Source organism: Streptococcus infantis (assembly GCF_047463655.1).
In the GTDB taxonomy this organism is placed as follows: domain Bacteria; phylum Bacillota; class Bacilli; order Lactobacillales; family Streptococcaceae; genus Streptococcus; species Streptococcus infantis_Z.
Map to the genome: position 1 here is coordinate 54,141 of NZ_JASHDM010000002.1, position 24,328 is coordinate 78,468.

A 24,328-nucleotide genomic window follows, 5' to 3' on the forward strand; every position below is an offset into this window, starting at 1 on the left:
TACTTTTGGATTGGTCCATTGTTGAACAATATCTACCACTCTATCAAAAGGCATTCTTTCTGACCTTGCATATTGCAGTTTGGGGAATTCTAGGTTCTTTTTTGCTGGGGCTCATCGTCAGTGTCATCCGGCATTACCGCCTTCCTGTTTTCTCCCAGTTGGCAACAGCCTATATCGAACTTTCACGAAATACACCCCTTTTGATACAACTTTTCTTTCTCTACTTCGGCCTACCTAGAATAGGGATTGTTCTTTCTTCAGAAGTCTGTGCAACAGTCGGGCTCATCTTCTTAGGTGGTTCCTACATGGCAGAATCCTTCCGAAGCGGGCTAGAAGCAGTCAGTCAAACCCAGCATGAAATTGGTTTAGCCATTGGGCTTACTCCATTTCAGGTTTTTCGCTACGTGGTTCTTCCACAAGCGACAGCGGTTGCTCTACCATCCTTTAGTGCCAATGTTATTTTCCTCATCAAGGAAACATCTGTCTTTTCAGCGGTTGCTCTTGCTGATCTTATGTACGTTGCTAAGGATTTGATAGGACTCTACTATGAGACAGATATTGCGTTAGCTATGTTGGTGGTTGCTTACCTTATCATGCTTCTACCTATTTCACTAGTCTTTAGTTGGATAGAAAGGAGGCTCCGTCATGCAGGATTCGGGAATGCAAGTACTCTTTCAGGGAAATAATCTCCTGAGAATTTTACAGGGATTGGGCGTCACGATTGGGATTTCAATCCTGTCTGTCTTCTTATCCATGATTTTCGGAACGGTGATGGGAATTATCATGACTTCTCATTCTAGAGTGATTCGCTTCTTGACACGCTTATATCTAGAATTTATCCGGATTATGCCTCAGCTAGTGCTTCTCTTCATCGTTTACTTTGGTTTGGCTCGAAACTTTAATATCAATATCTCAGGTGAGACTTCTGCTATTATCGTTTTTACCCTGTGGGGTACAGCTGAGATGGGAGACTTGGTTCGTGGAGCTATCACTTCCCTCCCTAAGCATCAGTTTGAGAGCGGACAAGCGCTTGGTTTAACTAAAGTGCAACTCTACTACCATATCATCATCCCGCAAGTCTTGAGAAGATTACTTCCACAAGCCATCAACCTTGTCACTCGGATGATTAAAACGACTTCCTTGGTTGTTTTGATTGGAGTTGTTGAGGTTACCAAGGTTGGACAACAAATTATCGATAGCAATCGTTTGACGATCCCAACAGCTTCCTTTTGGATTTATGGAACCATCCTAGTCTTGTATTTCGCGGTTTGCTTCCCTATTTCCAAACTATCTACTCACTTAGAAAAACATTGGAGGAATTAAATGTCTGAAACTATTTTAGAAATCAAGGAACTAAAAAAATCCTTCGGAGACAATCCTATCCTCCAAGGACTTTCTCTAGATATCAAAAAGGGAGAAGTTGTCGTCATCCTAGGACCATCTGGTTGTGGGAAAAGCACCCTTCTTCGTTGCCTCAATGGTTTAGAAAGTATTCAAGGAGGAGATATCCTGCTGGATGGCCAGTCCATCGTTGAAAATAAAAAAGATTTTCACTTGGTTCGCCAAAAAATCGGTATGGTCTTTCAAAGTTATGAACTCTTTCCTCACTTGGATGTCCTTCAAAATCTTATCTTAGGCCCTATCAAGGCTCAAGGACGCGACAAGAAAGAAGTAACAGAAGAAGCCCTACAACTACTAGAACGTGTCGGATTGTTGGATAAACAACATAGCTTTGCTCGTCAATTATCTGGTGGACAAAAGCAACGGGTAGCGATTGTTCGTGCCCTTCTCATGCATCCAGAAATTATCCTCTTTGACGAGGTAACGGCTTCACTGGATCCAGAAATGGTTCGTGAGGTTCTGGAACTTATCAATGACTTAGCTCAAGAAGGGCGTACCATGATTCTGGTAACCCATGAAATGCAGTTTGCCCAAGCCATTGCAGACCGTATTATCTTCCTTGACCAAGGGAAGATTGCTGAAGAAGGAACTGCTCAAGAATTCTTCACAAATCCACAAACCAAACGAGCACAAGAATTTTTAAACGTCTTTGACTTTAGCCAGTTTGGCTCATATCTATAATCAATAAAGGAGATTATTATGAAACTACTTAAACCAATTCTAACTGTTTTCGCTCTAGCATTTGCGCTTATCTTTGTCACAGCTTGTAGTTCAGGCGGAAGCTCTGATGCTTCATCTACGAAGGCAACTGCCAAAGCTCGCACCATTGATGAAATTAAGAAAAGTGGGGAACTTCGAATCGCAGTATTTGGAGATAAGAAACCGTTTGGTTATGTTGACAACGACGGTTCTTACCAAGGTTATGATATCGAACTAGGTAATCAATTAGCACAAGACCTTGGTGTAAAGGTCAAATACGTTTCTGTCGATGCTGCCAACCGTGCTGAATACTTGATTTCAAACAAGGTTGATATCACACTTGCCAACTTCACAGTTACTGACGAACGTAAAAAACAAGTTGACTTTGCCCTTCCTTACATGAAAGTTTCTCTCGGTGTTGTGTCACCAAAAGATAAAGTTATCAAAGACGTTAAAGAACTTGAAGGCAAAACCTTAATCGTTACAAAAGGAACGACTGCTGAAACTTACTTTGAGAAAAATCACCCAGAAGTAAAACTTCAAAAATACGACCAATATAGCGATGCCTACCAAGCCCTTCTTGACGGTCGTGGAGATGCTTTCTCTACTGACAATACTGAAGTCCTAGCCTGGGCGCTTGAAAATAAAGGGTATGAGGTAGGAATTTCTTCTCTAGGTGACCCAGATACGATTGCACCAGCAGTTCAAAAAGGTAACCAAGAACTACTCGACTACATCAACCAAGAAATCGAAAAATTAGGTAAGGAAAACTTCTTCCACAAAGCCTATGAAAAAACACTCCATCCAACTTACGGTGATGCTGCTAAAGCAGATGACCTAGTTGTTGAAGGTGGAAAAGTCGACTAATACTCAATGAAATCACAAAAAGAAATCAGGTAATCCTAGTGACTACCTGATTTTTATATACCTTAAGCATTTTGCCAATTTTCTTGGTCTTCTTTAAAGCGTTTTAGGAGGTCGAGTCCTTCTGGTGTGATATAGCCTTCTTCTTGAGCTAGGTGGATGAGCTCGCTATAGTTTGAAAGTGTCACTAGTTTGACACCAGCATCCGCAAAGTTCTTATCTGCTTTTGGTAATTGATAGCTAAAGATAGCCACAACTCCAAGAACATCAGCTCCTTCACGTTTAGCAGCTGCTACGGCTTCAAGAACTGAACCGCCAGTTGAAATCAAATCTTCGACAACGACCATCTTTTGTCCTTGGGCTACACGGCCTTCGATTTGATTTCCAGCACCATGGTCTTTTGGTTTGCTACGGATATAGGCAAATGGCAAGTTCATCTTGTCAGCGATGATAGCACCGTGAGGAATACCTGCAGTCGCTGTCCCTGCAATCACTTCTACTTCTGGGAATTCTGCCTTAATAGCTTCCACAAAACCATTTTCAATCAAGCTACGAGTTTCTGGATAAGCAAGCGTCACACGGTTATCCGTATAAATCGGTGACTTGATACCTGATGCCCAAGTAAAAGGTTCTTCTGGTTTGAGGTAAACGGCTTGAATTTTCAATAGATGGCTAGCAATGTCTTTAGCAAGTGTCATGGTTTTCTCCTTTTGTTTTTATAATCTATTGCTTTAATTTCAGTCTTGGTTCCACTCATCCTTGATAGCATGATAAGCTGCTACTGGATCAGTGGCTTGAGTAATCGGGCGACCGACAACGATGTAGTCACTACCAATTTGATAAGCATCTGCTGGCGTCATGACTCGTTTTTGATCTCCAACTGCAGCCCCTGCTGGTCGAATACCCGGTGTCAGGCAGATAAAATCTTTGCTTGTTGCTTCTTTGATAAGCTTGACTTCCTGAGCTGAACAGACCACACCATCTAATCCAGCTTCAGCAGTTTTCTTGGCATAATGAATGACCGATTCTTGAAGACTGGTTTGGATATTTTGAAAGTCTCTCATTTGTTCTTCAGAAGTTGAAGTCAACTGGGTAACAGCAATCAATTTTGCTTCTTTCCCAAGACCTTCTCGCGCAGCCTTCATCATCTCTACACCACCTGCGGCATGAACATTGGTCATGTCAACGCCCAGATGAGACAACACCTTCATGGCTGACTTAACCGTATTGGGAATATCATGAAGTTTGAGATCCAGAAAGACATTATGACCTAAGTCTTTCAAATAAGAAACAATCTCCGGGCCTGTAGCGTAATAGAGCTCCATACCTACCTTTAGATAGAGGCTCTCTTCAGCTGGAAAAAGAGCTAAAAATTGCTTGACTGCCTCAAAACTTGGAAAATCAAGAGCAATAACTGGACGAGATTCGCGCATACTTTTCTCCTTTTACCTTTGTTAGCTAGAGAGCATGAAAAAAGGAACCTGCCTACAGCAAGGTTCCACGAAAAATGGGTAGAATCCACCCTTTCACCGTCTAACCTTAGCTGCCTCTCTGGACTGCTTTAAAGGTTTTTTACTATTCTATTATTTAAAGCAGTAGTTGTCAAGTAAAAAACAGTAATTGAACTTGTAGAAAACATGACTCATCATCAAGTCAACAGAATCATCTCAAACTTAACGACTCTGTGATTGTTGGGTTGTTTGATTTTGAGTTTGTGTTTGATTCTGAGTTTGATTCCCTTGCTCTTCTTGTTTTTTCTTTTCTTCTTCCTGCTTCTTCTTTTCCTCTTCTTTAGCTTTGATTCTTGCTTCTTCTAAAGCCTTATCCGTCAAGCTATAACTATAGATCCCAACTTCCATATCAATACCGCTTGGCACTGTTAATTGAGGTTTAATCTTGCTATAGTAAGGCAATTTTTTACCTAGTTCTGATAAAGGAACCAAAATCTCGTCCGTATCATTCATGGTAATCTTGAGCAGATCACTGGTTACACTGCTTGGAGCCAATTCAATCGTTTTGATAGCTTGCTTAATCTCTGGGCTGACTTCAGCCAGTTGTTCAATCAAGGTTTTGACTTGCTGCTCATCGTTAAAGAGTACGGACATATAGGTTTCTGGAAGACTGACTAGACTAACTGGACTGGTTTCCACCGTCCCACTAGAAAGAATCGGATAATGATCCTCTCCAGAAACATAATAGGCTACAATTCCATATTCCTTAACCTGGATAGTAAAATTGGTCGGAAATTGATAGTGAATGCTAGCAGATTCAATCCAGTGATTGGACTTAATCATCTCAGCATGTTTATCTTTATTGAGAAGCAGATCAAAGGTATAGTCACTATCACGAATCCCTGAAGCCTCTTTGATTTGGTCTGCATTGGTCTCTACCGTACCAGTAACCTGTATGTTTTTCAGAGTTGAGTATGGCGTCAAAAGATAGATGGAAAATAACAAGACAAGCAAACTTGGGATTAGAATCGTAACAGCACGCCAGATATGAACACTTGGAATAGAAGGCTTGGCCATCTTTTTCTTAGACTTAGATCTTTTTTCTTCTACTTTTGTTTCTTCAGATGTTACTTGAGATTCTTCGTCCTCTTCTTCTACTTGTTCTGACTCAGTAGTTTCCTCCTCATTCTCAGGAAAGGACTGGTCTTCTGAACTCTCCTTCTGCTCTTCAGGATTAGAATCTGAATCCTCTTCTGCCTCAGTATCTTCAGATAAGTCTGACTCTTGTTCTTCCTTGGTCTCTTCTTCAGCCTTTTTGCGCAGATACTCTCGGTTTTTCTTTTGCCACTCTGATAAGCTAGTGTCTGCATCAGAACTTGTTGAAACTTCCTTTTTGCCTGAATCTCCCTTGGCTTCTTCTTTAGCTAAGTTGGCCTCTTCTTCAGCCTTTTTTCGAAGATATTCTTGATTTCGTTTTTGCCACTCTGACAATTCCTTGCCTTGAGTTGGCTCTTGTTTCTTATCCTTTGACATCGATTTTCCTTATGATAGATCTTTTTTTAGTAGCGCATAAAAATCTGCCACAGATTTTAATTCATGAGAATTCTTCATCGTGTTCTGGTAGTCTTCTTTGTGGGTCAAAAGCTTGCTTACTTTTTCTTCTAAAGTAGACAAGGTCAAATCGCCCTCTTGCAACTCCTCAGCATAGCCTTTTTTCACAAAGTAAGCCGCATTTTCAATCTGATCTCCACGGCTAGCTTCACGCCCTAGAGGGACAATGATATGCAATTTAGCCATGGCCAACAGTTCAAAAATCGTATTGGCACCACCACGAGTGATGACCACATCAGCCATATTCATGAGTGGTTGATAGAGTTCCGTCACATAGTCAACACGGTAGAGGTTTGAACTTAGTTCATTTAAGCTAGCATCCCCTGTTAGGTTGATGATATTATAACGACTAGTCAGCTCTTCCTTATGGTCTGTAACTAATTGGTTAAAGACACGCGCACCAGCAGAACCTCCGACGAAAAGAAGGGTTGGTAGTTTGCTATCAAAATATGTTCTGATGTCCACCATTTCCTCAGGTTCTTCAATAACAGGTCCAGAAACCTTGGTCACGGCTCCTACATGCTCTACCTTAGTGAGACTAGACGCTTGCTCGAAAGTAGAGTACATCTTAGTCGCAAATTTATAGGCGATTTTATTGGCCAATCCCATAGAGAGGTCAGACTCGTGGATAAAGACTGGTACTCTGCATACTCGCGCTGCAATAACAGGCGGAACAGATACAAATCCACCCTTAGAAAAGAGGGCTTGTGGACGAACTCGAAGCATGATAAAGAGCGATTGAAGAATTCCAAAAGCAACCTTAAAGACATCAACCATGTTTTGCCATGAGAAATATCGACGTAATTTCCCAGTTGCAATAGAATGGAAGGTCACATCTAGACCCGATTTGAGGACTTCTTGATACTCAATTCCGTTTTTGTCACCAATATAGTGGACTTCCCAGCCATCTTCGATGAACTTAGGCATTAACAAAAGGTTGAGGGTAACGTGTCCAACCGTTCCCCCACCAGTAAATACTATTTTTTTCATATTATCCCTTTAACTCCGCTACAGTGTCGATGAAAAGATCTCCACGTACTTCAAAGTTAGCATACATATCCCAGCTCGCATTGGCAGGACTGAGGAGAACAACATCTCCCTCTTCCGCAAGTTCAGAAGCCTTACGAGTCGCATCTGCAATATCAGTCGCGTCGACATAAGCCACGCCAGCTTTATCCGCTGCACGTTTGACACGTTCTGCAGATTGACCGAGGATGACCATTTTCTTAAGTCCAGTAATATCAGGAACCAATTCTTCAAACTCATTGCCACGGTCCAACCCACCAGCAATCAAGATAACCTTGCTATTATCAAATCCTGACAAGGCTTTTTGAGTTGCTAAGATATTGGTTGACTTACTATCGTTATAAAATTTAACGCCATTGATTTGGTCTACAAACTGGAGACGGTGTTTAACTCCACCAAAGGCTGACAAGGTTTCCTTGATGGTTTCATTATCAACGCCACGAAGCTTAGCAACGGCAATGGTTGCAAGAGCATTTTCCACATTGTGGCTACCTGGAACACCGATTTCATCAGCTGCCATGACTTTTTCACCACGGAAGTAGAGAAGACCATCTTCGAGGTAAGCTCCATCAACCTTTTCAAGGGTTGAGAATGGTACTACAGTCGCATTTGTCTTTGTCGCAAGTTCTTTAGCTAATTCCTGGTTGAAGTTCAATACTAGGTAATCAGCCGCTGTCATATTGCTTTGGATATTCCACTTAGCTTCAACATAAGCTTCAAAAGAACCGTGATAGTCAATATGCGTTGGCATCAGGTTGGTGATAACAGCAATTTCAGGATGGAATGCCTGGATTCCCATTAGTTGGAAAGAGGATAGCTCCATGACAAGAGTATCCTTATCTGTCGCAGTTTGAGCCACTTGACTAGCAGGATATCCGATGTTCCCTGATAAAAGTCCATTTTGCCCTGCAGCAGTCAGAACTTCTCCAATCATAGTGGTGGTCGTTGTCTTACCATTTGAACCTGTAATACCGACGATTGGTGCTTCTGAAATCAAGTAAGCCAACTCAACTTCAGTTAGGACTGGAATGCCTTTTTCTAGTGCTTTTTCAATCATAGGATTGCTATAAGGAATTCCTGGATTCTTTACCATAAGTGCAAAATCTTCATCCAATAATTCCAAAGGATGTCCACCAGTGACAACCTTGATGCCCTCTTCCAAGAGACTTTGCGCAGCTGGATTTTCCTCAAAAGGCTTGCCATCATTCACTGTCACAATGGCACCTAGCTTGTCCAAAAGACGAGCTGCAGATTCACCAGATTTGGCCAATCCTAGGACTAATACTTTCTTATTTTCAAATTGATCAATTCGTTTCATATCTAGAACTCCATTTCTACTCTTACTATTTTACCATTTTTATGAAAATAAAAAAGCCACAAAGGGCTTTCTTATTTGTTTTTGTCCTCGACCAACTATTCTACAGACTTGAGGGCTTCAAGCATATCTACCTTTCGGAGATAATGATTGACAAAAACTCCTAGGATGGCCAAAATGACACTGACGGCTAGAACTGGGATGAGATAAACTTCCCAGCCGACCTTCGGTTGAAAACGGAAGGTACCGGGTGCGATCATCTGAATGAGAAATTGATGGAGATAAAAGCCTGATACCAATCCTACAGTCATTCCAATTAGTGACAATATGATGGTCTCCCGATAGATGTAAAGGGTCACTTCTTTGTTATGAAAACCAAGAACCTTGATGGTTGAGAGTTCCCGAATCCGTTCAGCAACATTGATATTGGTCAAATTATAGAGAATCACAATAGCTAGTAGCACCGATACCAGCACCAAAATCGCCATGGTATGATTCAGAGAATTGGCAAAACTTTCAAAGAGCTGAATGGTTGAAGCATTTTGAACGAGGCCACTGACAGCCGCCTGGTCCATAAATTCTCCTGCGACTCTTTCGGTATTGACTTCACTTTTATCCTTGAGTTGGACCAGATAGGTGTTCATCTTGGGTGCTTGACCGTATATCTCCTCATAGGTTGCCTGATTCATATAGACAAAATGGCCCACATAGTGCTCGGTAATAGCACCTACTTTAAAGGTTTTCCCATCGATTGTAAAGTTGTCACCAACAGAAACACCAGCTAACTGGGCTAATTTTTCTGTCAAGACAACTCCGTTAGACAAGCCCAGTTTTTCCCGATTTTTTTCTAGGAGGACAAAGGGAGCTAGGTCATCTTGATCCGTTACCATCATGGTCACGGTCTGAACACCTGCCTTGCCAGCATACTTTTCCTCAATCTGTTTGGAAGAAATTAAACGATAGTTTTCAACTTCATCACTCTGCAATTTTTCTTCTAGCTTTGCCTTATCAGAATCAGAAGCTCGAGAATTGACAGAGAGAACCATCTGGTATTGTTGCAGGTCCTTAAACTGCCTGTCAGCTACTCCTACAACAGAGGATTGAATCCCAAGTCCTGCAAAGAGGAGGGCTACTGAACCTGCAACCCCAAAAATGGTCATCAGCATGCGTTGTTTGTAACGGAAAATGTTGCGGGCTGTTACTTTCTGAGTAAAACTCAAGCGTGACCAGATAAATGTTATGCGCTCCAAGAGAATTTTAGAACCCTTGACTGGTGGCTTGGGTAGTAATAATTGCGCTGCTTCTTCATGCAATTCTCTGCGAGATACAAGGTAGGCAGGTAGGACACTAGCCACTAAGCTTAGACCCAGAGCTAAGCAACTATAGGTCCAGTAGAAATACTGCTGACTCTCTCCAACAATCATTCGCTCAGTAATGATATGCGAAATAGTAGGTGCTAGGATGTAGTGACCAAGCAAAATTCCTAGAAGGGTTCCAAGAGTACCAGCAACCAGACCGTAAATCACAAACTTAGCAATGATATCCTTGCTATGGTAGCCTAGAGCTTTGAATATCCCTGCATTGGTTCTTTCCTCGTCTACAAATCGTGTCATGGTAGTAAAGGTAACCATGGCTGCAACGGCATAGAGAACAACTGGAAAGATATTCCCAACGGCACGAATACTCATAGCCGAGTTACTATACATGAGGTAACCTTGACCAGTAGGAGAACTCTTGCGATTGTAGACATGATAGGTTGGCTCTGTTAGAGCATTGACCTCATCCTGACTAGCCTGCCATTTATCCTTTTCGCTCGCCAGATTCGTTTCAGCTTGGCTTAGCTTTTCCTTTTCTTGCTTTAGTTGTTCTTTTGCTTCTCCTAACTGACTAGATGCTTGACTTTTTTGTGGTTCTGGTAGTTGGCTTACTTGGTTTTCTTGAGCTTGTAGACGCGTTTCGATTTCCTGTAGGCGTTTCTTGCCAGCTGTCAAGTTGGTCTCTGCCTCGTCTAGTTGTTTCTTGCCCTCATCAAGGGACTCTTGGGCGTCCTTTTTCATTTTCTCTAGTCGCGCTTGTCCATTATCAGCAACTAAGTTCTTTAGAGTTGCTTCTTCTTCCTCTAGCTTCTTTTCGTAATCACTAGAGAAAGGATTGACATCTGTTAGACTAGCAAAACGCAGACGGGCAATCGTGTAAACAGAGCTCTTAAAATTTTCTTCAGTTACGACACCATAGGCTGCTAAGTTCCCATTACCACTGGCTGAACTCCCCATATCCGTTTTTGAGAAAATATCTGGAGAGTGGACGAAGCCTGTAATGGTATAACTATCCCGCTTCAACTGAGAATTACTGCCCTTCTTTTGACTCAACTGAATGACTTGCCCAATCTGATAACGATCTTTCCAAAAGTCCGCCAAGGCTAGTTCATCGTCTTTCTCAGGCAAACGCCCTTCCGTTACTTGAAATTTTGAAATCTTTTCAGTATTTGAAAAGATCCGTATGGCATCTTCACTGTTTGCCAGAGTCAAATCTGTCATATAACCAAACTCAACGGCTGCTCCCGATAGAGTTTGCAATTCTTCCTGGTCTGCCTGATCTAGACCATAATCTGCTATGACGGTCATATCTGCCGCATTAGTTTCTTTCAGATAGGCCCAAGCTGTTCGCTCCATGTTAGGACTAGCAACCTTGAGACCAACCACGGCTAAAGAACCTAACATCATTAGAGTTAGGATGGATAAAAACCGTCCCTTTGAACCTGTGAAAGACTGGAGCAGGTCTTTCCAATATGTCTTTCTTTTCATCTCAATACTCCAAATCATCAATATCCTGTGGTTGAGGATTGAGGACAACACTCTTGACACTGGCATCATGCATCTGAATCACCCGATCAGCTATTGGAGCTAGGGAGGCATTATGGGTCACGATGATAACGGTGGCCCCCTTCTTACGTGACATATCTTGAAGAATCTTTAGAACCTGCTTACCAGTCTGGTAGTCCAAAGCTCCCGTTGGTTCATCACAAAGGAGAATTTTAGGATTTTTAGCCACGGCTCGAGCAATGGATACCCGTTGTTGCTCACCACCTGACAACTGAGCTGGAAAGTTATTCAGACGGTGCCCTAAGCCTACATCCTTGAGAACCTGCTCAGGATCCAAGGCATCAGCAACAATTTCTGAAGCTAGCTCAACATTTTCCTTGGCAGTCAAGTTAGAAACCAAGTTATAAAATTGAAAGACAAAGCCAACGTCATCTCTACGATAGTTAGTTCTCTGATGAGAAGTGAAATTCGAGATATTGGTCCCATCAATCCAGACTTGCCCTTCATCGTTTGTATCCATACCACCTAGAATATTTAGAACGGTTGACTTCCCTGCACCAGATGACCCAAGGATAATGACTAGTTCTCCCTTTTCAATCTCGAAGTTGACATCCCGATTGGCTACGATTTCTGTATCACCAGTATGATACCTTTTATAGCTGTTTTTCATTTCAATATAAGCCATCCTATTTCCTCCTCTTCTCCTATTTTCATCTTTATTATAACTCTTTTGAGGAGAGAAAGAAAGCTTATCCCTGTAGACTTTAGAGAGATTTTGAAACTTCAAAAAATACTGAAAACCGGTCAGTACGGCCTTGCCTTACTCACCATGTTTCTGAGGCAAGTCTACTTAGCTTGCTCTCTATTTTTAATCGAATATCATCTCTGGTCTTCTTTTGCAATTAATTGTTTAGACAAAAAAGCGAACAAGACCAGATTCTGTTTATCAGAAAACTAGTTTTGTCCACTTTTTATTGTCGAGATTAGTCTCTTGAACCAATCTCTATGACTTAGATGCTTTTACATCATCTTATTCGTCTTCTTTTTTCTTTCCCATTGCAAAGAGACCAAGTAATGCTCCTACAACACCTGCTGTTGCAAGGGTTGCATTTTCCTTAGTACCTGTTTTAGGGAGGATATTTTGATGACTTGCAGGTGCTTGGTAGGTCTTGTCTTGTGACATAGCAAGAGCTACTTGTGACTGCTCATCTTTGAATTCTGGAAGTTCATGGATAGCTCCTTCTGAGCCATTGACACCACCTGTGTATTCTGGAACTTGGTGAGTAGTCCCTTCTCCACCAGGAACGCCACCAGTGAACTCAGGTACTTCATGAACAGCTGCTTCTGCTCCATTGACACTGCCTGTGTATTCTGGGATTTCCACTACTGGTGCTGCTTCATCGCCTACTGTGCCAATAGCTCCTGTGTATTCTGGAACTTCATGAACAGCTGCTTCGACTGCGTTAACGCCACCCTTGAATTCTGGAACTTCTACTACTGGTGCTGCTTCATCGCCTACTGTGCCAATAGCTCCTGTGTATTCTGGAACTTCATGAACAGCTGCTTCGACTGCGTTAACGCCACCCTTGAATTCTAGGACTTCTACTACTGGTGCTGCCTCATCACCTGCTGTACCAATAGCTTCAGTGTATTCTGGAGCTTCATGAACAGCTGCTTCGACTGCGTTAACGCCACCCTTGAATTCTGGGACTTCTACTACTGGTGCTGCTTCATCGCCTGCTGTGCCAATAGCTTCAGTGTATTCTGGAACTTCATGAACAGCTGCTTCGACACCATTTACTCCACCAGTAAATTCTGGAACCTCATGGATAGCTGGATCTGTTTTACCAGATACTTCTTTCTTAGTTCCGACTAAGACAATCTCATCTTGCGGTGCTTCAATAGTTTCGCGAAGTTTTTCAGTACGGCTTCCATCTACTGCTACTTCAGTCAGGATACGTTCTTTACCTTCACGACCTTCTTGACTCACACGAGTTTCACCTTCTGCTAGAGTTGGATCTTCTTTCTTCACTGTCTTGAAGCTGAGAGCTTCTTCAACAACTTCTAGGCTAGGAAGCTCTTCCTGAACAGCTGGGGCAACTTTTCCAGTTTCAACCTTTTCTTTGGTCAATTGGATACGGTATTCCTTAACGTGTTTACCACTTTCTGAAACGAGACGTACCAATACTGGAAGTTTATCGTCACCACTATCGACAACTGTTGCCGCTACGTTTTCACCAGCTTCAACGGTCACTTTAGGACGGTTACCACTATAGGTTACTTGGTAATCCACACGAGCTTCAGAGAAGTCAGCAAGCTCTCTACCATCTACTAGAAGTTTAGAAGCTGTATTGTCTTTAGGTGCTTCACTTGGTGCGATAAAGGCCATTTCAGTGATAGCCACACCCTTCTTGTCTGCTTTTCTGTCCATGCGCCATCTCATAGCTTTAGCTTTGACCGGTGCAAAGGTTACATGGATGTCAGTTCCTGCTTGAACTTCTTGATCCGCACGGTATTCAACTTTCTCCCAGTTAGAAGGAGTGTTGAATGGATGTTCTGGATCGTATGGTTGATAGTTAGAGTAATATTCTGGTGAATCAAATTCTGGTCCCACATAGCGTTCTAGAACAAGTTTAGAAGGTGCATCTGTTCCACTATCTGCAAAGAAGCGAATGCTTCCTTCAGCTACTGTACGTTCAACAATCTTACCATTTTCTCTGAAGATAACCCCTACTGAAACTTCTGGATTTTCAGATGGAGTTGGAGACCAGTTAGTCCAACGACGGGTTTCATCATCTGAACCATCGTTAACATAATCTACACGGTCATGAGAGTTTGGATCAATATCGTTAGTTGCTGAGGCAAATGAACGGTTGCTATCATCATCGAAGTCTGGGTTGTCTGAAAGGTTTTCACCGAGTTTGTCTGTTACACGAACAGCTACTTCAGCAGTTAAATCAGTACCCAAAACGCGACCATGAACTGTAAATTCACCTGCTTTTGTTAGATTCTCTGCTGGAACTGCTTCCCAGTCAACAGCCAAGTCTTTCACTTCATAGTCAGATTTTCCTGTGAAGTAGACAGGAACTTTTGCTGGTAACTCAAGGGTTTGTCCTTTAGCAACCAAGCGAGATGATTTGGCAACAGCAACAGGTTTACTTGCGAGCAACTCTTTATCAGTTGTGAAGTGTAGGCGGTATTCACCTAGGATATCTCCATTTTCTGCCTTGACAACAACACGAACTGGATCTCCTTCACCTACGCTTGGTACAACTGTTGCAATACCATTTTCAGTGACACTTGCTGTAACAGCTGGAGCTTTTCCTTGGCTTGCTTCTAGATAGTAGTCAGTCAAGCCTGGGTTAAAGTTTGGCAAATCTTTTCCATCTACTTGGATTTGTGCTTGAGCATTCTTAGCTGCAGCTACTTGTTTAGAGAAGATTTGCATTTCTGTAATAGAAGTTCCCCATTTACCATCTGGTCTAACCATGCGGATACGAACTGCGTAAGTGTTGACTTTATCAAAGCTAAAGTGGGTCATTTCTCCAGCTCTGACTTGATCTGGAGCCTTGAGATTTGTTACTTCTTTCCAGTTTTTATCGTCATTAAAGACATGGTCTTCGCGTGCTACGAAGCTTGGATTCTTAGGAACTGTTGGAGTTTCTGAACCGACATAGTATTCGATGACATAGGATTTAGGTGCACCAACACCGTGGTCTTCGTGGAAGGCTACATTGAGGTTATCAACTGATCGTTTAGACATGATACCAGAGTCACCAAAGAGAATTCCTACGGATGCTTCACTTGTACGGTTCCAGTTTGTCCAGCGGTTTGCTGGTTGGTTGTTATATGAAATTAGTTTGTCATTGACATTGGCTACTGAGTCACTTGGATTTGAGTCTGATGCAAAGGCAAGTGGCAATTCTGAACCAGTCCACTGGTCAGAAATATTAGCACCAGTTTCTGTCTGAGCAGACACACGAACATGAAGTTTAGTTGGTAGTTGAGTACCTTCAACATGTCCTGTCACAGTAAACTTGCCTTCTTGTGCGTATTGGCTTGGTTCAATTGCGTCCCAAGTTACTTTAGCTGAAGAGACTTGGCCATTTGAGTGGTAAGTACGAACGCTCTCTGGTAGTTGAGGAGCTTCTGCAACTGGAGTAGTTACGCTCACTTCTTCGACAGCAATGATACCTTCGACAGATACCTTAGCATGAGCTTCTTTCTCGATCCCTTCAACTTTACCTAGGACTTCAAAACTATGGTATTTAGCAAGGTCTTCCTTAGCAACTGCTTGCCAAGTCACCTTGTGAACCTTCGGAAATCCTTTGTCATACTCTACAGTTACAGTAGCAGGTAGACTTGGTTCTTGGTTCAAACCTGTCACGACACTAACTGGACGGATGGCTTGGACGACTTTGCTTTCAGTATTTGCTTGAATGTTCAAGTCAATCTGACCTTCTGCTCCCTCAAATTGAGCTTTCAGAGTTACTTGACCTGGTTTGTGCAATTCAAGCATACCTTTACGAACAGCTACATCTCCCTCACCTGAAGTTGAGAAGCTAACCTTATCAGCCTTCAAGACTGCCTGAGTACCATCTTGGTAGTGAGCCAAGACCTTGATACCAACTGTTTGGTCTTCTTTAAGTGCAGACTCGTTCTCTACCTCTAAGCTCAATCGCTCGATTTGTGGAGCTTCTTGTAGGAATTGGATAGCATAAGTTTGTAGTGGGCCACCATCGTTTGGTTGAACATGGATGCTTGCACGCATACCATTTGCTTCATTAGCTTGAATAACTGTCACTTGAGCATTTTCAGCTGTAGCTTTGACCTCTGGCAAGGCTGCTCCATAAGCAAGCTTGTGATATTTTACAGGTTGGTCTGTTGAAAGACCTTCAACCGCTTGATCTGCTACAGTTACACTTGGAACTACTGGATTAGCAGCTTCCCCTTCTGCAACTACCAAGGTCGCAGCGATTTCTTCATCTTCTAAAATACCTTTTGCTGGGATGCGAGAGCCTGGGATTGCTAGTTTAGCTTGATCTTCAGCTGCAATTTCCCACTTATTAACATCATAGCTTGCTACAGTACCATCTGATAATACGTAGGAAACAGATTTGTCAACTGAATTTAGGTCTGTATTTGGAGCGATTCTCTTGACTACAGGCAATTCTGCTTCGAGAGCCAAGACTTCAACACGCGCTTCTACATCACGTCCATCTGCTACACCCTTAACAGTCACAATTCCTGGTTCATTGACATCAACTGCTGACCATTCTACTGGAAGTTTTGTACGGCTACCATCACTGTAGATAAATGCTACCTTCTTAGGCATTTTTGGTGCTTGACCGATAACAGTACGGACTTTAGCAACTTCTGTACCCAAGACAGTTTTTTCAGCTTGGTCTTTCTTACCTGTAAAGATTGTAGTTTGATCAGATTTCAAGAGATCAGAATGAGCAGTCAAGGTAAATTTACCAGCTTGCTCAGTTGATTTGACAATGACAACCCCCTTACCATTGAAAGCCTTACGAACCCATGAACCGTCAGCTTGCTCTTTGTAACGTTCACGGCTTGCTTGTTCACCGTTATCCACACCGACAATTTGACCTTGTCCATGCAACTGGAAGCGCACAAGGTTATTGGCAGTTGGAACTACATTACCAGCACTGTCAACGATTTCGTAGTAAATATAAGTGAGATCTTTTCCGTCTGCTGCGATAGCATTTTCTTCTTTAACTAAGCGAACACCCGCAGGCTCACCAGCAGTCGTAACCTTATCACGAGCAATTTCATTACCAGCCTCATCGCGAGCTACTGCTTCCAAGGTTCCAGGTTGATAAGCAACCTTCCACTCAAGGTAAAGTTCATTTGCATTGGCACCTTCTTGGTAAGTACGGCCATCGCTTGTTTGTTTCTTGTTAAAGGTTTTCTTACCTAGAGACTCACCATTCAAGAACAGTTCCACACTGGCAGCATTTGAAAATGCACGAACAGGAATCTTACCATCTGCGTCCGCTACATTTGCTTTCAGAGTAGGATCTTCCCAGTTCCAGTGAGGAAGGAGGTGAACCATTGGTTTCTTCTGAGCAGAAACCCATTGGCTTTGGTACAAGTAGTAGTCATTCTTAGGAATGCCAGCTGTATCTACGATACCAAAGTAAGAACTCTTAACTGGTGTGTTGTTTTGGTTGTGCCATGGAGTAGGCTCACCGATATAGTCGGTACCTGTCCAGATAAACTGACCAGCATAACCAGCATTGTCACGGTCAAAAGTCCATGATGCAGTGGCTGTTTTACCCCAACCAACACGGTCATTACCATAGTCTGATTGCTCATAATGACGGTAAGCTTGGTTGCTATGAACTAGCTCACTTTCTGGACGGAAATAGCTACCACGAGTACGAGTTGCTGAAGAAGTTTCTGAACCGTAAATCAACCAATTTGGATGCTTCGCACGAAGCTTCTTGTAGTTGTCTTCTGAATAGTTAAATCCAACCGCATCGAGTTCATCAGCGATTTTTTCATGTCCACCGCTACCATCACCGAAACGGAATTTATCTGCTCCCATAGTGACATAGCGAGTCTTGTCAACGTCCTTGATGACCTTGACCAAACGCTTAACAGTCGCTAGAGAATGTGGATCTCCTGAAGCTTCACCGATTTCATTACCGATAGACCACATAAAGATAGCTGGGTTGTTCTTGCCTCTTTCGACCATGGTACGCAAGTCAAAATCAGACCATTTTTCACCTTTTTTAGCTTCTGGGTGAGTGGCATCTTTTTCAAAGAAACGGCCGTAGTCGTACTGTTTCTTACCACCATACCAAGTATCAAAAGCTTCTTCCTGAACCAACAAACCAAGCTCTGCCGCAATTTGTAGAGTCTGCTCACTAGCTGGGTTGTGGGTTGTACGGATAGAGTTCACACCCATATCCTTCATCTGTTTCAGACGACGGTATTCTGCCTTATAGTTTTCTTCAGCCCCTAGAGCTCCGTGGTCGTGGTGAAGAGAAACACCATGGAATTTAATGCGTTCACCATTCAAAGAGAAGCCTTCAATTGGTGTCCAGTTATAGTAACGGTAACCAAACAAGTCCTTCTTAGCATCTACCAATTGGCCGTCACGATAAACACGAGTCACTAATTCATAAAGAGCTGGTTTATCGTTAAGAACTGTCCAGAGTTTTGGTTTCTCAACTTGCAAAATAGCATTCAAGCTAGTTGATTGATGAGCTTTCAAGACTTGGCTATCTGTACGAACTACGTCCGTTACAGCCTGACCATTTCTTTCAATAATTTGGTATTCAGCAACAATTTCATGATCTTTGTCATCTGTATTGACAATCTTACTTGTTACATGAGTATCAACCTTACCATTTTGTTGTTTTTCAAGGTCTGGTGTTAAGATAGTTGTTCCATTTTTCTCAGCATGAACCTTATCTGTGACTTGAAGGGTAACATCGCGGTAAATACCACTTCCTGAATACCAACGGCTACTTGGTTGTTTATTGACCGCATGTACAGCTACGACATTCTCACGACCGTCTTTATTGAGATAGTCAGTGATGTCATATGAGAATTGGTTGTAACCATTTGGATAGTGACCAACTAGCTGACCGTTTACGTAGACTTGCGAATCCATATAAACTCCATCAAAGACCAGACGAACATTCTTGTTAAGGTCTTTTTCATCAAGTTTAAAGGTCTTGCGATACCAAGCATCACCACCATTGAGTTGTCCACCCTCATTTTGGGCAGGAGAATCATGATCGAAGTCATTGTAGATACTCCAGTCATGAGGAAGGTCTAATTTCTTCCAGCTTGATACATCTGCATCTGGTTTGATAGCGTCTTTTGCATTGGCATTGAGTTTAAAATGCCAGTTTTGGTTAAATTCTACTTTACGGTCCTCAACCAATTGATTTACCTCCTCGCTGGTAGCCGGTTTTAGGTCCGGTTTTTCCGTTTGAGCAGATTGATCTTGAGTAATTGCTTGAGGTTTCTTATCTAAGATGGAATCCACTTTTTTATCAGAATCTGATTGTACAGTTTGGTCGTCCTGTGCCTTTTCAACTTCATGAGCTGGTGTAGCAACTTCACTTGCAGCTGATTCAGTTGATGCTGGCTGTTCTGGACTTCTTGTTTCACCAAGTTCCTCTTTATGAGAATCATCCGCTACTTTTTCTGCAGCAACTGCAATTGGAGTTTCATCAGCTGAAACTGGGTTTGCACCAGCTACACTTGCTCCAAATAAGACTGAGCAAGTACCGATGACTACAGAGCAAGTTCCAACGGTAAATTTTCGGATACTGTACACTCTTTTTCGATTCCAATGATCTTTTCTCATAAGATCCTCCTTATATTCGTAACCGCTTCCAATTTTATGTAAGCGCTCTACTTTTTCAGTAGTATTTTGCTTCTATTTTATAAAATAATATAAGAAACTTCAATACTGGCAGCATAAAAATCATACTTTTGATTCTTTTTTCTATAATTTGTAGAAAAGTTTAAAAATCTGAATGTACATTTAGTGAATGATTTTACTAAAAAAGGCGGTGGGACAGAAATCGATAGACAAAGTCTCGATTTCGTAGTCCCAGCCCCGCGAGGATGATTAGGAGCTTTTTGGAGTCTAATACTCAATGAAAATCAAAGAGCAAACTAGGAAGCTAGCCGCAGGCTGCTCAAAGCACTGCTTTGAGGTTGTAGATAGAACTGACGAAGTCAGCTCAAAACACTGTTTTGAGGTTGTGGATAGAACTGACGAAGTCAGTAACATATACCTACGGCAAGGCGACGCTGACGTGGTTTGAAGAGATTTTCGAAGAGTATAAAAGACGAACAAAAAGTTCAATCAGCTACCGCGTCAAAGTTTGATTGCTAATAAAAAGTGAGGTCGGGATCTTTTGTCCCAACCTCTTTTACGGACTATCAAACTAACATTTCCTATTAGATTATTGACTAGATTTTCCCTTTTCCAAAAGCTTGACCATCTCATTTTTTCGTTCTTCAAGCTCGGCAATTTGCTGAAGCAAAAGCTCTGAAAAATCACATTCAAGCTCTTCAGTTTCGCCACTATTATACCAATCTAGAGCTACTATATGATTGTCCTTATCAAAGCAGAAAATCACATCTCCATCCCCGATGATAGACAGAAATGGAATATAGTCAACAAATCCTAAATCATGTAATTCCTTGGTTTTTATTCGAATGTCTAAGAAGTCTGGAGATCCCCAAGACCTTGATACCTCGGCAGAAGGTCCAAAAAGGGGCTACATCGTAAGCCTTGGCTCTTGGCCATAGCTCTTCTCTGACCTCCATAAAGAGACCTCCCAGAGATGACATGGTGAATTCCCTGAAATCTTCTGGCAGACGAATACCGTATTGATTTTCAAAGTCCTGAACGTCTTCTTCCGATGGTTCATTGCCCATACAGGCGACAACCTGATAAGTTTCCTTATCATAGTGACGAAAATAATCATAAACTTCCTTGAGTGCCATTATTTTAATCCTTTTTACTCAGAAATATAGACCACAAATCCAGCTGGTAAGATGACTTGATGTCCATCTTCAAGCTGGCAATGACTAGCTAAATCAACTGAATCTCTATCTAAAACAAAATTCTCAGAAGACTGGTTAAAGATGGCTTGAACTTCTTTCCCTTCATAGTTCCATTTCAAAACTAGAACATCTGGTTTCACTTCTTCTAGCTTATAGGTTCCATATTGAATAATGCTTGAAATTTCCTTACGGACCTTAATTAATTTCTTCATGAAATTCAGCATATCATTGTCCTCAGAAACACGGTCCCAAGGCATGACACGACGGCAGTCAGGGTCTGGTCCCCCTTTAAGTGCCAGCTCTGTTCCGTAATAGATACAAGGGGTCCCTTTTTGAAGATAGAGGAAAGTTAGGGCTGCCTTGACATGTTGGATATTTCCATTAGCAGTTGTGAGGATACGCTCCGTATCGTGAGAATCCAGAAGGTTAAACATCACTTCTGAGATTTGTTGCTTGTAGTACATAGACTGGCTATTGATTTCTGAAATAAACTGCTCTGTCTTTTTATGCTGACGCAAGAAATAATCCTTGATACATTCAGAGAGTGGATAGTTCATAACAGCATGGAACTCGTCTCCTTGTAGCCAAGGTTGTGAGGTATGCCAGATTTCACCTAAGATGTACAAATCAGGCTTTTTAGCAAGAACTGCCTTTCTGAAATCTCTCCAGAACTGGTGGTCAATTTCATTTGCAACGTCCAAACGCCAAGCATCGATATCAAAATTTTCAATCCAGTAGGTTGCAACCCTCAAAAGATAGTCTTTGACTTCAGGGTTAGCTGTATTTAACTTAGGCATATAGCTGGCAAAAGCAAAGGTATGGTATGGCAATTCTCTTGGATTCTTAAGTTTATCCTCAGTAACTGGAAATTCTTGAATATGGAACCAATCTTTATAAGGGGAATTTTCTCCATTCCTTAGAACATCCTGCCATTGGGCTGACTGATCTCCGATATGGTTAAACACTGCATCTAACATGATTTTGATGCCCCGTTTATGGGCTTCCTCTACTAGATTATGAAAGACTTCCTTGTCTCCAAAGTGACGGTCAATCTCAAAATAATCCGTCGTATCATACTTGTGATTAGTTGTAGCTTCAAAAATCGGACATAGATAAAGTCCAGTAATTCCCAAATCTTTTAGATAGTCTAGATGGTCGATAATCCCTTGCAAGTCTCCACCAAAAAAGTCATCTCTTTCAGGTTCAATCTCTGCATTCCACTCTCGAGCTCCATCAGGAGTCAACTTTGGGTTTCCATTAGCGAAGCGTTCCGGGAAAATCTGATACCAAACAGTATTTGAAACCCAACTTGGAACCTGACAACCATCGATTTCGTGAATGTAAGGAAGTTTAAAGCCATTTCCTTCGGCATCCAAGTTTTCTTGAGTATGTGCCACGCAGCCTTTATCTCCGTAGAAGACACCCTGACCTTCCTTATCAAGGAGTTCAAAGAGATACTGAATCCGTGCAAAATTAACCGATACCGTAACCTGCCAATAATCAAATAAGGCATCTGAGGTTACTTTGGTCATTTCTTTCTTAGATTCATACTTATCCTCAATGAAAATAAAAGGATCTCCATAATGTAAAATGACCTTCTGGACATCATCCTTCTTGCTTCTAATTCGGATATGTAGCTGATCTTCTTTATACAGATAAGCATACTCTGATTCTGGTCTATGATAAATGGCTGTTAATTCCATGTCTTGTCTCCTAAAATTAATAAAAACGCAAACGTTTTCATAATTGCTAGTTCTAGTATACTATTTTAAAATTTGATTTGCAATACTGGGAGATATTTGATAATAAAACACCCCAAAAGTCAGTGTTTACTGGCTCTTGAGGTGCGAATATGATTCTACTTATAATTAAAGGTTTCTACAGCCAACTTATCTGCTAGCTTAGGGAAAAGAGTATAAAATTTATGGGCTAAATGGAGCAATACTGGGAGATTGAGTTCCCGTTTGTTTTTTCCTATGGTCTTAACAATCTTTTGGGCTACTGCGTCAGGTTCCAAGAGAAAACGGTCAACCGATTTAAGGTAGGTTCCATCCGGATCAGCCTGGTCAAAAAATCCTGTACGGATAGGTCCTGGATTAACAGTTGTCACATAGACACCATAGGGCATGAGTTCAAGGCGCAAAGCATTTGAAAAACCAATGGCCGCAAACTTGGTCGCTGAGTAGAGACTGGACTTGCTAGTCGCTATCAATCCTGCCATACTGACGATATTGAGGATATGACCTTTTCGCATTTCCTTCATGCGAGAAGCAACCAAACGAGATAGATTCATGAGAGCAAAGGTATTAACCTCAAACATCTGATGAATATCTTGATCAGAAATCTTGTCAAAATCTTCAAAAATTCCATAACCTGCGTTATTAATCAAAACATCAATCTTGCCATAACGTTGGTAAAGTTCAGCTACCAGTCCTTCTAAGGCTTGCTCATCGGTAATATCAATCTCGACCAATTCTGCCTGAGGATGATTTCCGTATAGCTGAACTAGTTTTTCCTTATTTCTACCAAGTAAAATGAGTTGGTCATTTGGCAAGAGTTTGACCATTTCTTGGGCTAGACCACCACTGGCTCCTGTAATGAGAATAGTAGACATACTTATCCTTTCTGTGAAACTTAAATTTCCACTTCTTCCAAGTCTTTGACCACATGGACATTTTCAAAAATCGTTGCCGCATCTTTCTTAAACTGGCTGATATCTTTTGAAAGGAAACGGGCGCTGATATGGTTGAGTAAGAGTCGTTTGGCTCCTGCTTCTGTTGCCACCTGCGCAGCCTGCATATTAGTTGAGTGACCGTGATTGCGAGCAATTTTTTCATCTCCTTTGCCATAAGTCGACTCATGGACAAGAACATCCGCATTGACAGCCAGACGCACACTGGCATCCGTTTTTCGAGTATCACCCAAGATAGTGATAATCTTACCTGGACGTGGAGCTGAGATGTAGTCTGCTGCCTTGATCTCGGTGCCGTCCTCTAATACAACATCCTGACCGTTTTTGATTTTTCCAAAAAGCGGTCCAAATGGTACACCAGCAGCCTTTAGTTTTTCAGCGTCCAAGGTCCCTTCTAGATCCTTTTGTATGACACGATAACCCACACAGAAAATAGTGTGATCCAACTCTTCCGCATACACCGTGAATTTATCTGTTTCAAGAATTTTCCCTAGAGAATCTTGGTCAAATTCATGGAAATGAATCTTATAAGGCAGGCGTGAACCTGACACACGTAGACTGGTCAAGACAAAAGATTTGATGCCTTGGGGACCATAGATTTCCAAATCTGTTTGCTCTTCATTAGCTTGAAAGGCACGACTAGAGAGAAAACCGGGCAATCCAAAAATATGGTCTCCGTGCAAGTGGGTGATAAAGATTTTGCTGACCTTCCGTGGTCGAATCGTAGTTTCCAGAATGCGATTTTGCGTTCCTTCCCCACAGTCAAAGAGCCAAACTTCGTTAATCTCGTCCAAGAGTTTCAGGGCGAGACTTGAAACGTTGCGGGCTTTAGAGGGCTGACCAGCCCCCGTTCCTAAAAATTGAATATCCATTCGATACTTTC

Annotated in this window: 15 protein-coding genes and 3 pseudogenes; 4 read left to right on the forward strand and 14 right to left on the reverse strand. The window is 41.9% G+C overall.

What is annotated here, in order from left to right:
- Positions 1-5 precede the first annotated feature (5 nt).
- The 4 genes from QM877_RS02645 to QM877_RS02660 are packed head-to-tail and all read left to right on the forward strand — an operon-like array spanning position 6 to position 2,967.
- On the forward strand, positions 6-686 hold the full coding sequence (locus QM877_RS02645) for an amino acid ABC transporter permease (protein ID WP_000384100.1): 681 nt from the start codon (positions 6-8) through the stop codon (positions 684-686).
- Complete coding sequence (locus QM877_RS02650) at positions 646-1,323, forward strand: amino acid ABC transporter permease (protein WP_049509559.1); 678 nt, start codon at positions 646-648, stop codon at positions 1,321-1,323. The genes QM877_RS02645 and QM877_RS02650 overlap by 41 nt, the downstream gene beginning before the upstream one ends.
- On the forward strand, positions 1,324-2,082 hold the full coding sequence (locus QM877_RS02655) for an amino acid ABC transporter ATP-binding protein (protein ID WP_049525881.1): 759 nt from the start codon (positions 1,324-1,326) through the stop codon (positions 2,080-2,082).
- 18 nt (positions 2,083-2,100) lie between these two features.
- Positions 2,101-2,967 (forward strand): cysteine ABC transporter substrate-binding protein, encoded by an 867-nt coding sequence (locus QM877_RS02660; RefSeq protein ID WP_074324648.1) that lies wholly within the window; start codon positions 2,101-2,103, stop codon positions 2,965-2,967.
- Between the two features lie 62 nt (positions 2,968-3,029).
- Here QM877_RS02660 and pyrE read toward each other — a convergent pair whose 3' ends face one another.
- The 14 genes and pseudogenes from pyrE to rnz form a co-directional block, all read right to left on the reverse strand.
- Positions 3,030-3,662 carry an orotate phosphoribosyltransferase gene (gene pyrE, locus QM877_RS02665; protein ID WP_000170888.1) on the reverse strand — a complete coding sequence of 211 codons (633 nt, stop codon included), beginning with the start codon at positions 3,660-3,662 and terminating at the stop codon, positions 3,030-3,032.
- A 39-nt stretch (positions 3,663-3,701) separates the two neighbouring features.
- Positions 3,702-4,397, reverse strand: a complete 696-nt coding sequence (gene pyrF / locus QM877_RS02670) for an orotidine-5'-phosphate decarboxylase (protein ID WP_311523665.1) — start codon at positions 4,395-4,397, stop codon at positions 3,702-3,704.
- Between the two features lie 240 nt (positions 4,398-4,637).
- Positions 4,638-5,948, reverse strand: a complete 1,311-nt coding sequence (locus tag QM877_RS02675) for an FtsQ-type POTRA domain-containing protein (protein ID WP_414317496.1) — start codon at positions 5,946-5,948, stop codon at positions 4,638-4,640.
- Between the two features lie 9 nt (positions 5,949-5,957).
- Positions 5,958-7,016, reverse strand: coding sequence for a UDP-N-acetylglucosamine--N-acetylmuramyl-(pentapeptide) pyrophosphoryl-undecaprenol N-acetylglucosamine transferase (locus QM877_RS02680; protein WP_414317497.1), 1,059 nt, complete (start codon positions 7,014-7,016; stop codon positions 5,958-5,960).
- Between the two features lies 1 nt (position 7,017).
- A complete protein-coding gene (gene murD / locus QM877_RS02685; RefSeq protein ID WP_414317498.1) occupies positions 7,018-8,370 on the reverse strand; it encodes a UDP-N-acetylmuramoyl-L-alanine--D-glutamate ligase in 1,353 nt (450 codons plus the stop codon).
- A gap of 95 nt (positions 8,371-8,465) precedes the next feature.
- Complete coding sequence (locus tag QM877_RS02690; RefSeq protein WP_414317499.1) at positions 8,466-11,171, reverse strand: FtsX-like permease family protein; 2,706 nt, start codon at positions 11,169-11,171, stop codon at positions 8,466-8,468.
- A 1-nt stretch (position 11,172) separates the two neighbouring features.
- On the reverse strand, positions 11,173-11,874 hold the full coding sequence (locus QM877_RS02695) for an ABC transporter ATP-binding protein (RefSeq protein WP_000323392.1): 702 nt from the start codon (positions 11,872-11,874) through the stop codon (positions 11,173-11,175).
- 345 nt (positions 11,875-12,219) lie between these two features.
- Positions 12,220-13,071 (reverse strand): SIALI-17 repeat-containing surface protein, encoded by an 852-nt coding sequence (locus QM877_RS02700; protein ID WP_410530778.1) that lies wholly within the window; start codon positions 13,069-13,071, stop codon positions 12,220-12,222.
- Positions 13,047-19,161, reverse strand: a pseudogene (gene bgaA / locus QM877_RS02705) (LPXTG-anchored adhesin/beta-galactosidase BgaA); the annotation flags it as partial. The gene QM877_RS02700 and the pseudogene bgaA, both read right to left, overlap by 25 nt.
- Before the next feature lie 210 nt (positions 19,162-19,371).
- Positions 19,372-19,539, reverse strand: a pseudogene (locus tag QM877_RS02710) (YSIRK-type signal peptide-containing protein); the annotation flags it as partial.
- Between the two features lie 607 nt (positions 19,540-20,146).
- A pseudogene (locus QM877_RS02715) lies at positions 20,147-20,693 on the reverse strand (SMI1/KNR4 family protein).
- Positions 20,694-20,707: 14 nt separating this feature from the next.
- On the reverse strand, positions 20,708-22,456 hold the full coding sequence (locus QM877_RS02720; RefSeq protein ID WP_414317500.1) for a glycoside hydrolase family 13 protein: 1,749 nt from the start codon (positions 22,454-22,456) through the stop codon (positions 20,708-20,710).
- 155 nt (positions 22,457-22,611) lie between these two features.
- Entirely contained in the window at positions 22,612-23,367 is a 756-nt protein-coding gene (locus tag QM877_RS02725) for an SDR family NAD(P)-dependent oxidoreductase (RefSeq protein WP_414317501.1), read from the reverse strand.
- 20 nt (positions 23,368-23,387) lie between these two features.
- Entirely contained in the window at positions 23,388-24,317 is a 930-nt protein-coding gene (gene rnz / locus QM877_RS02730; protein ID WP_414317502.1) for a ribonuclease Z, read from the reverse strand.
- Between the last annotated feature and the right edge of the window lie 11 nt (positions 24,318-24,328).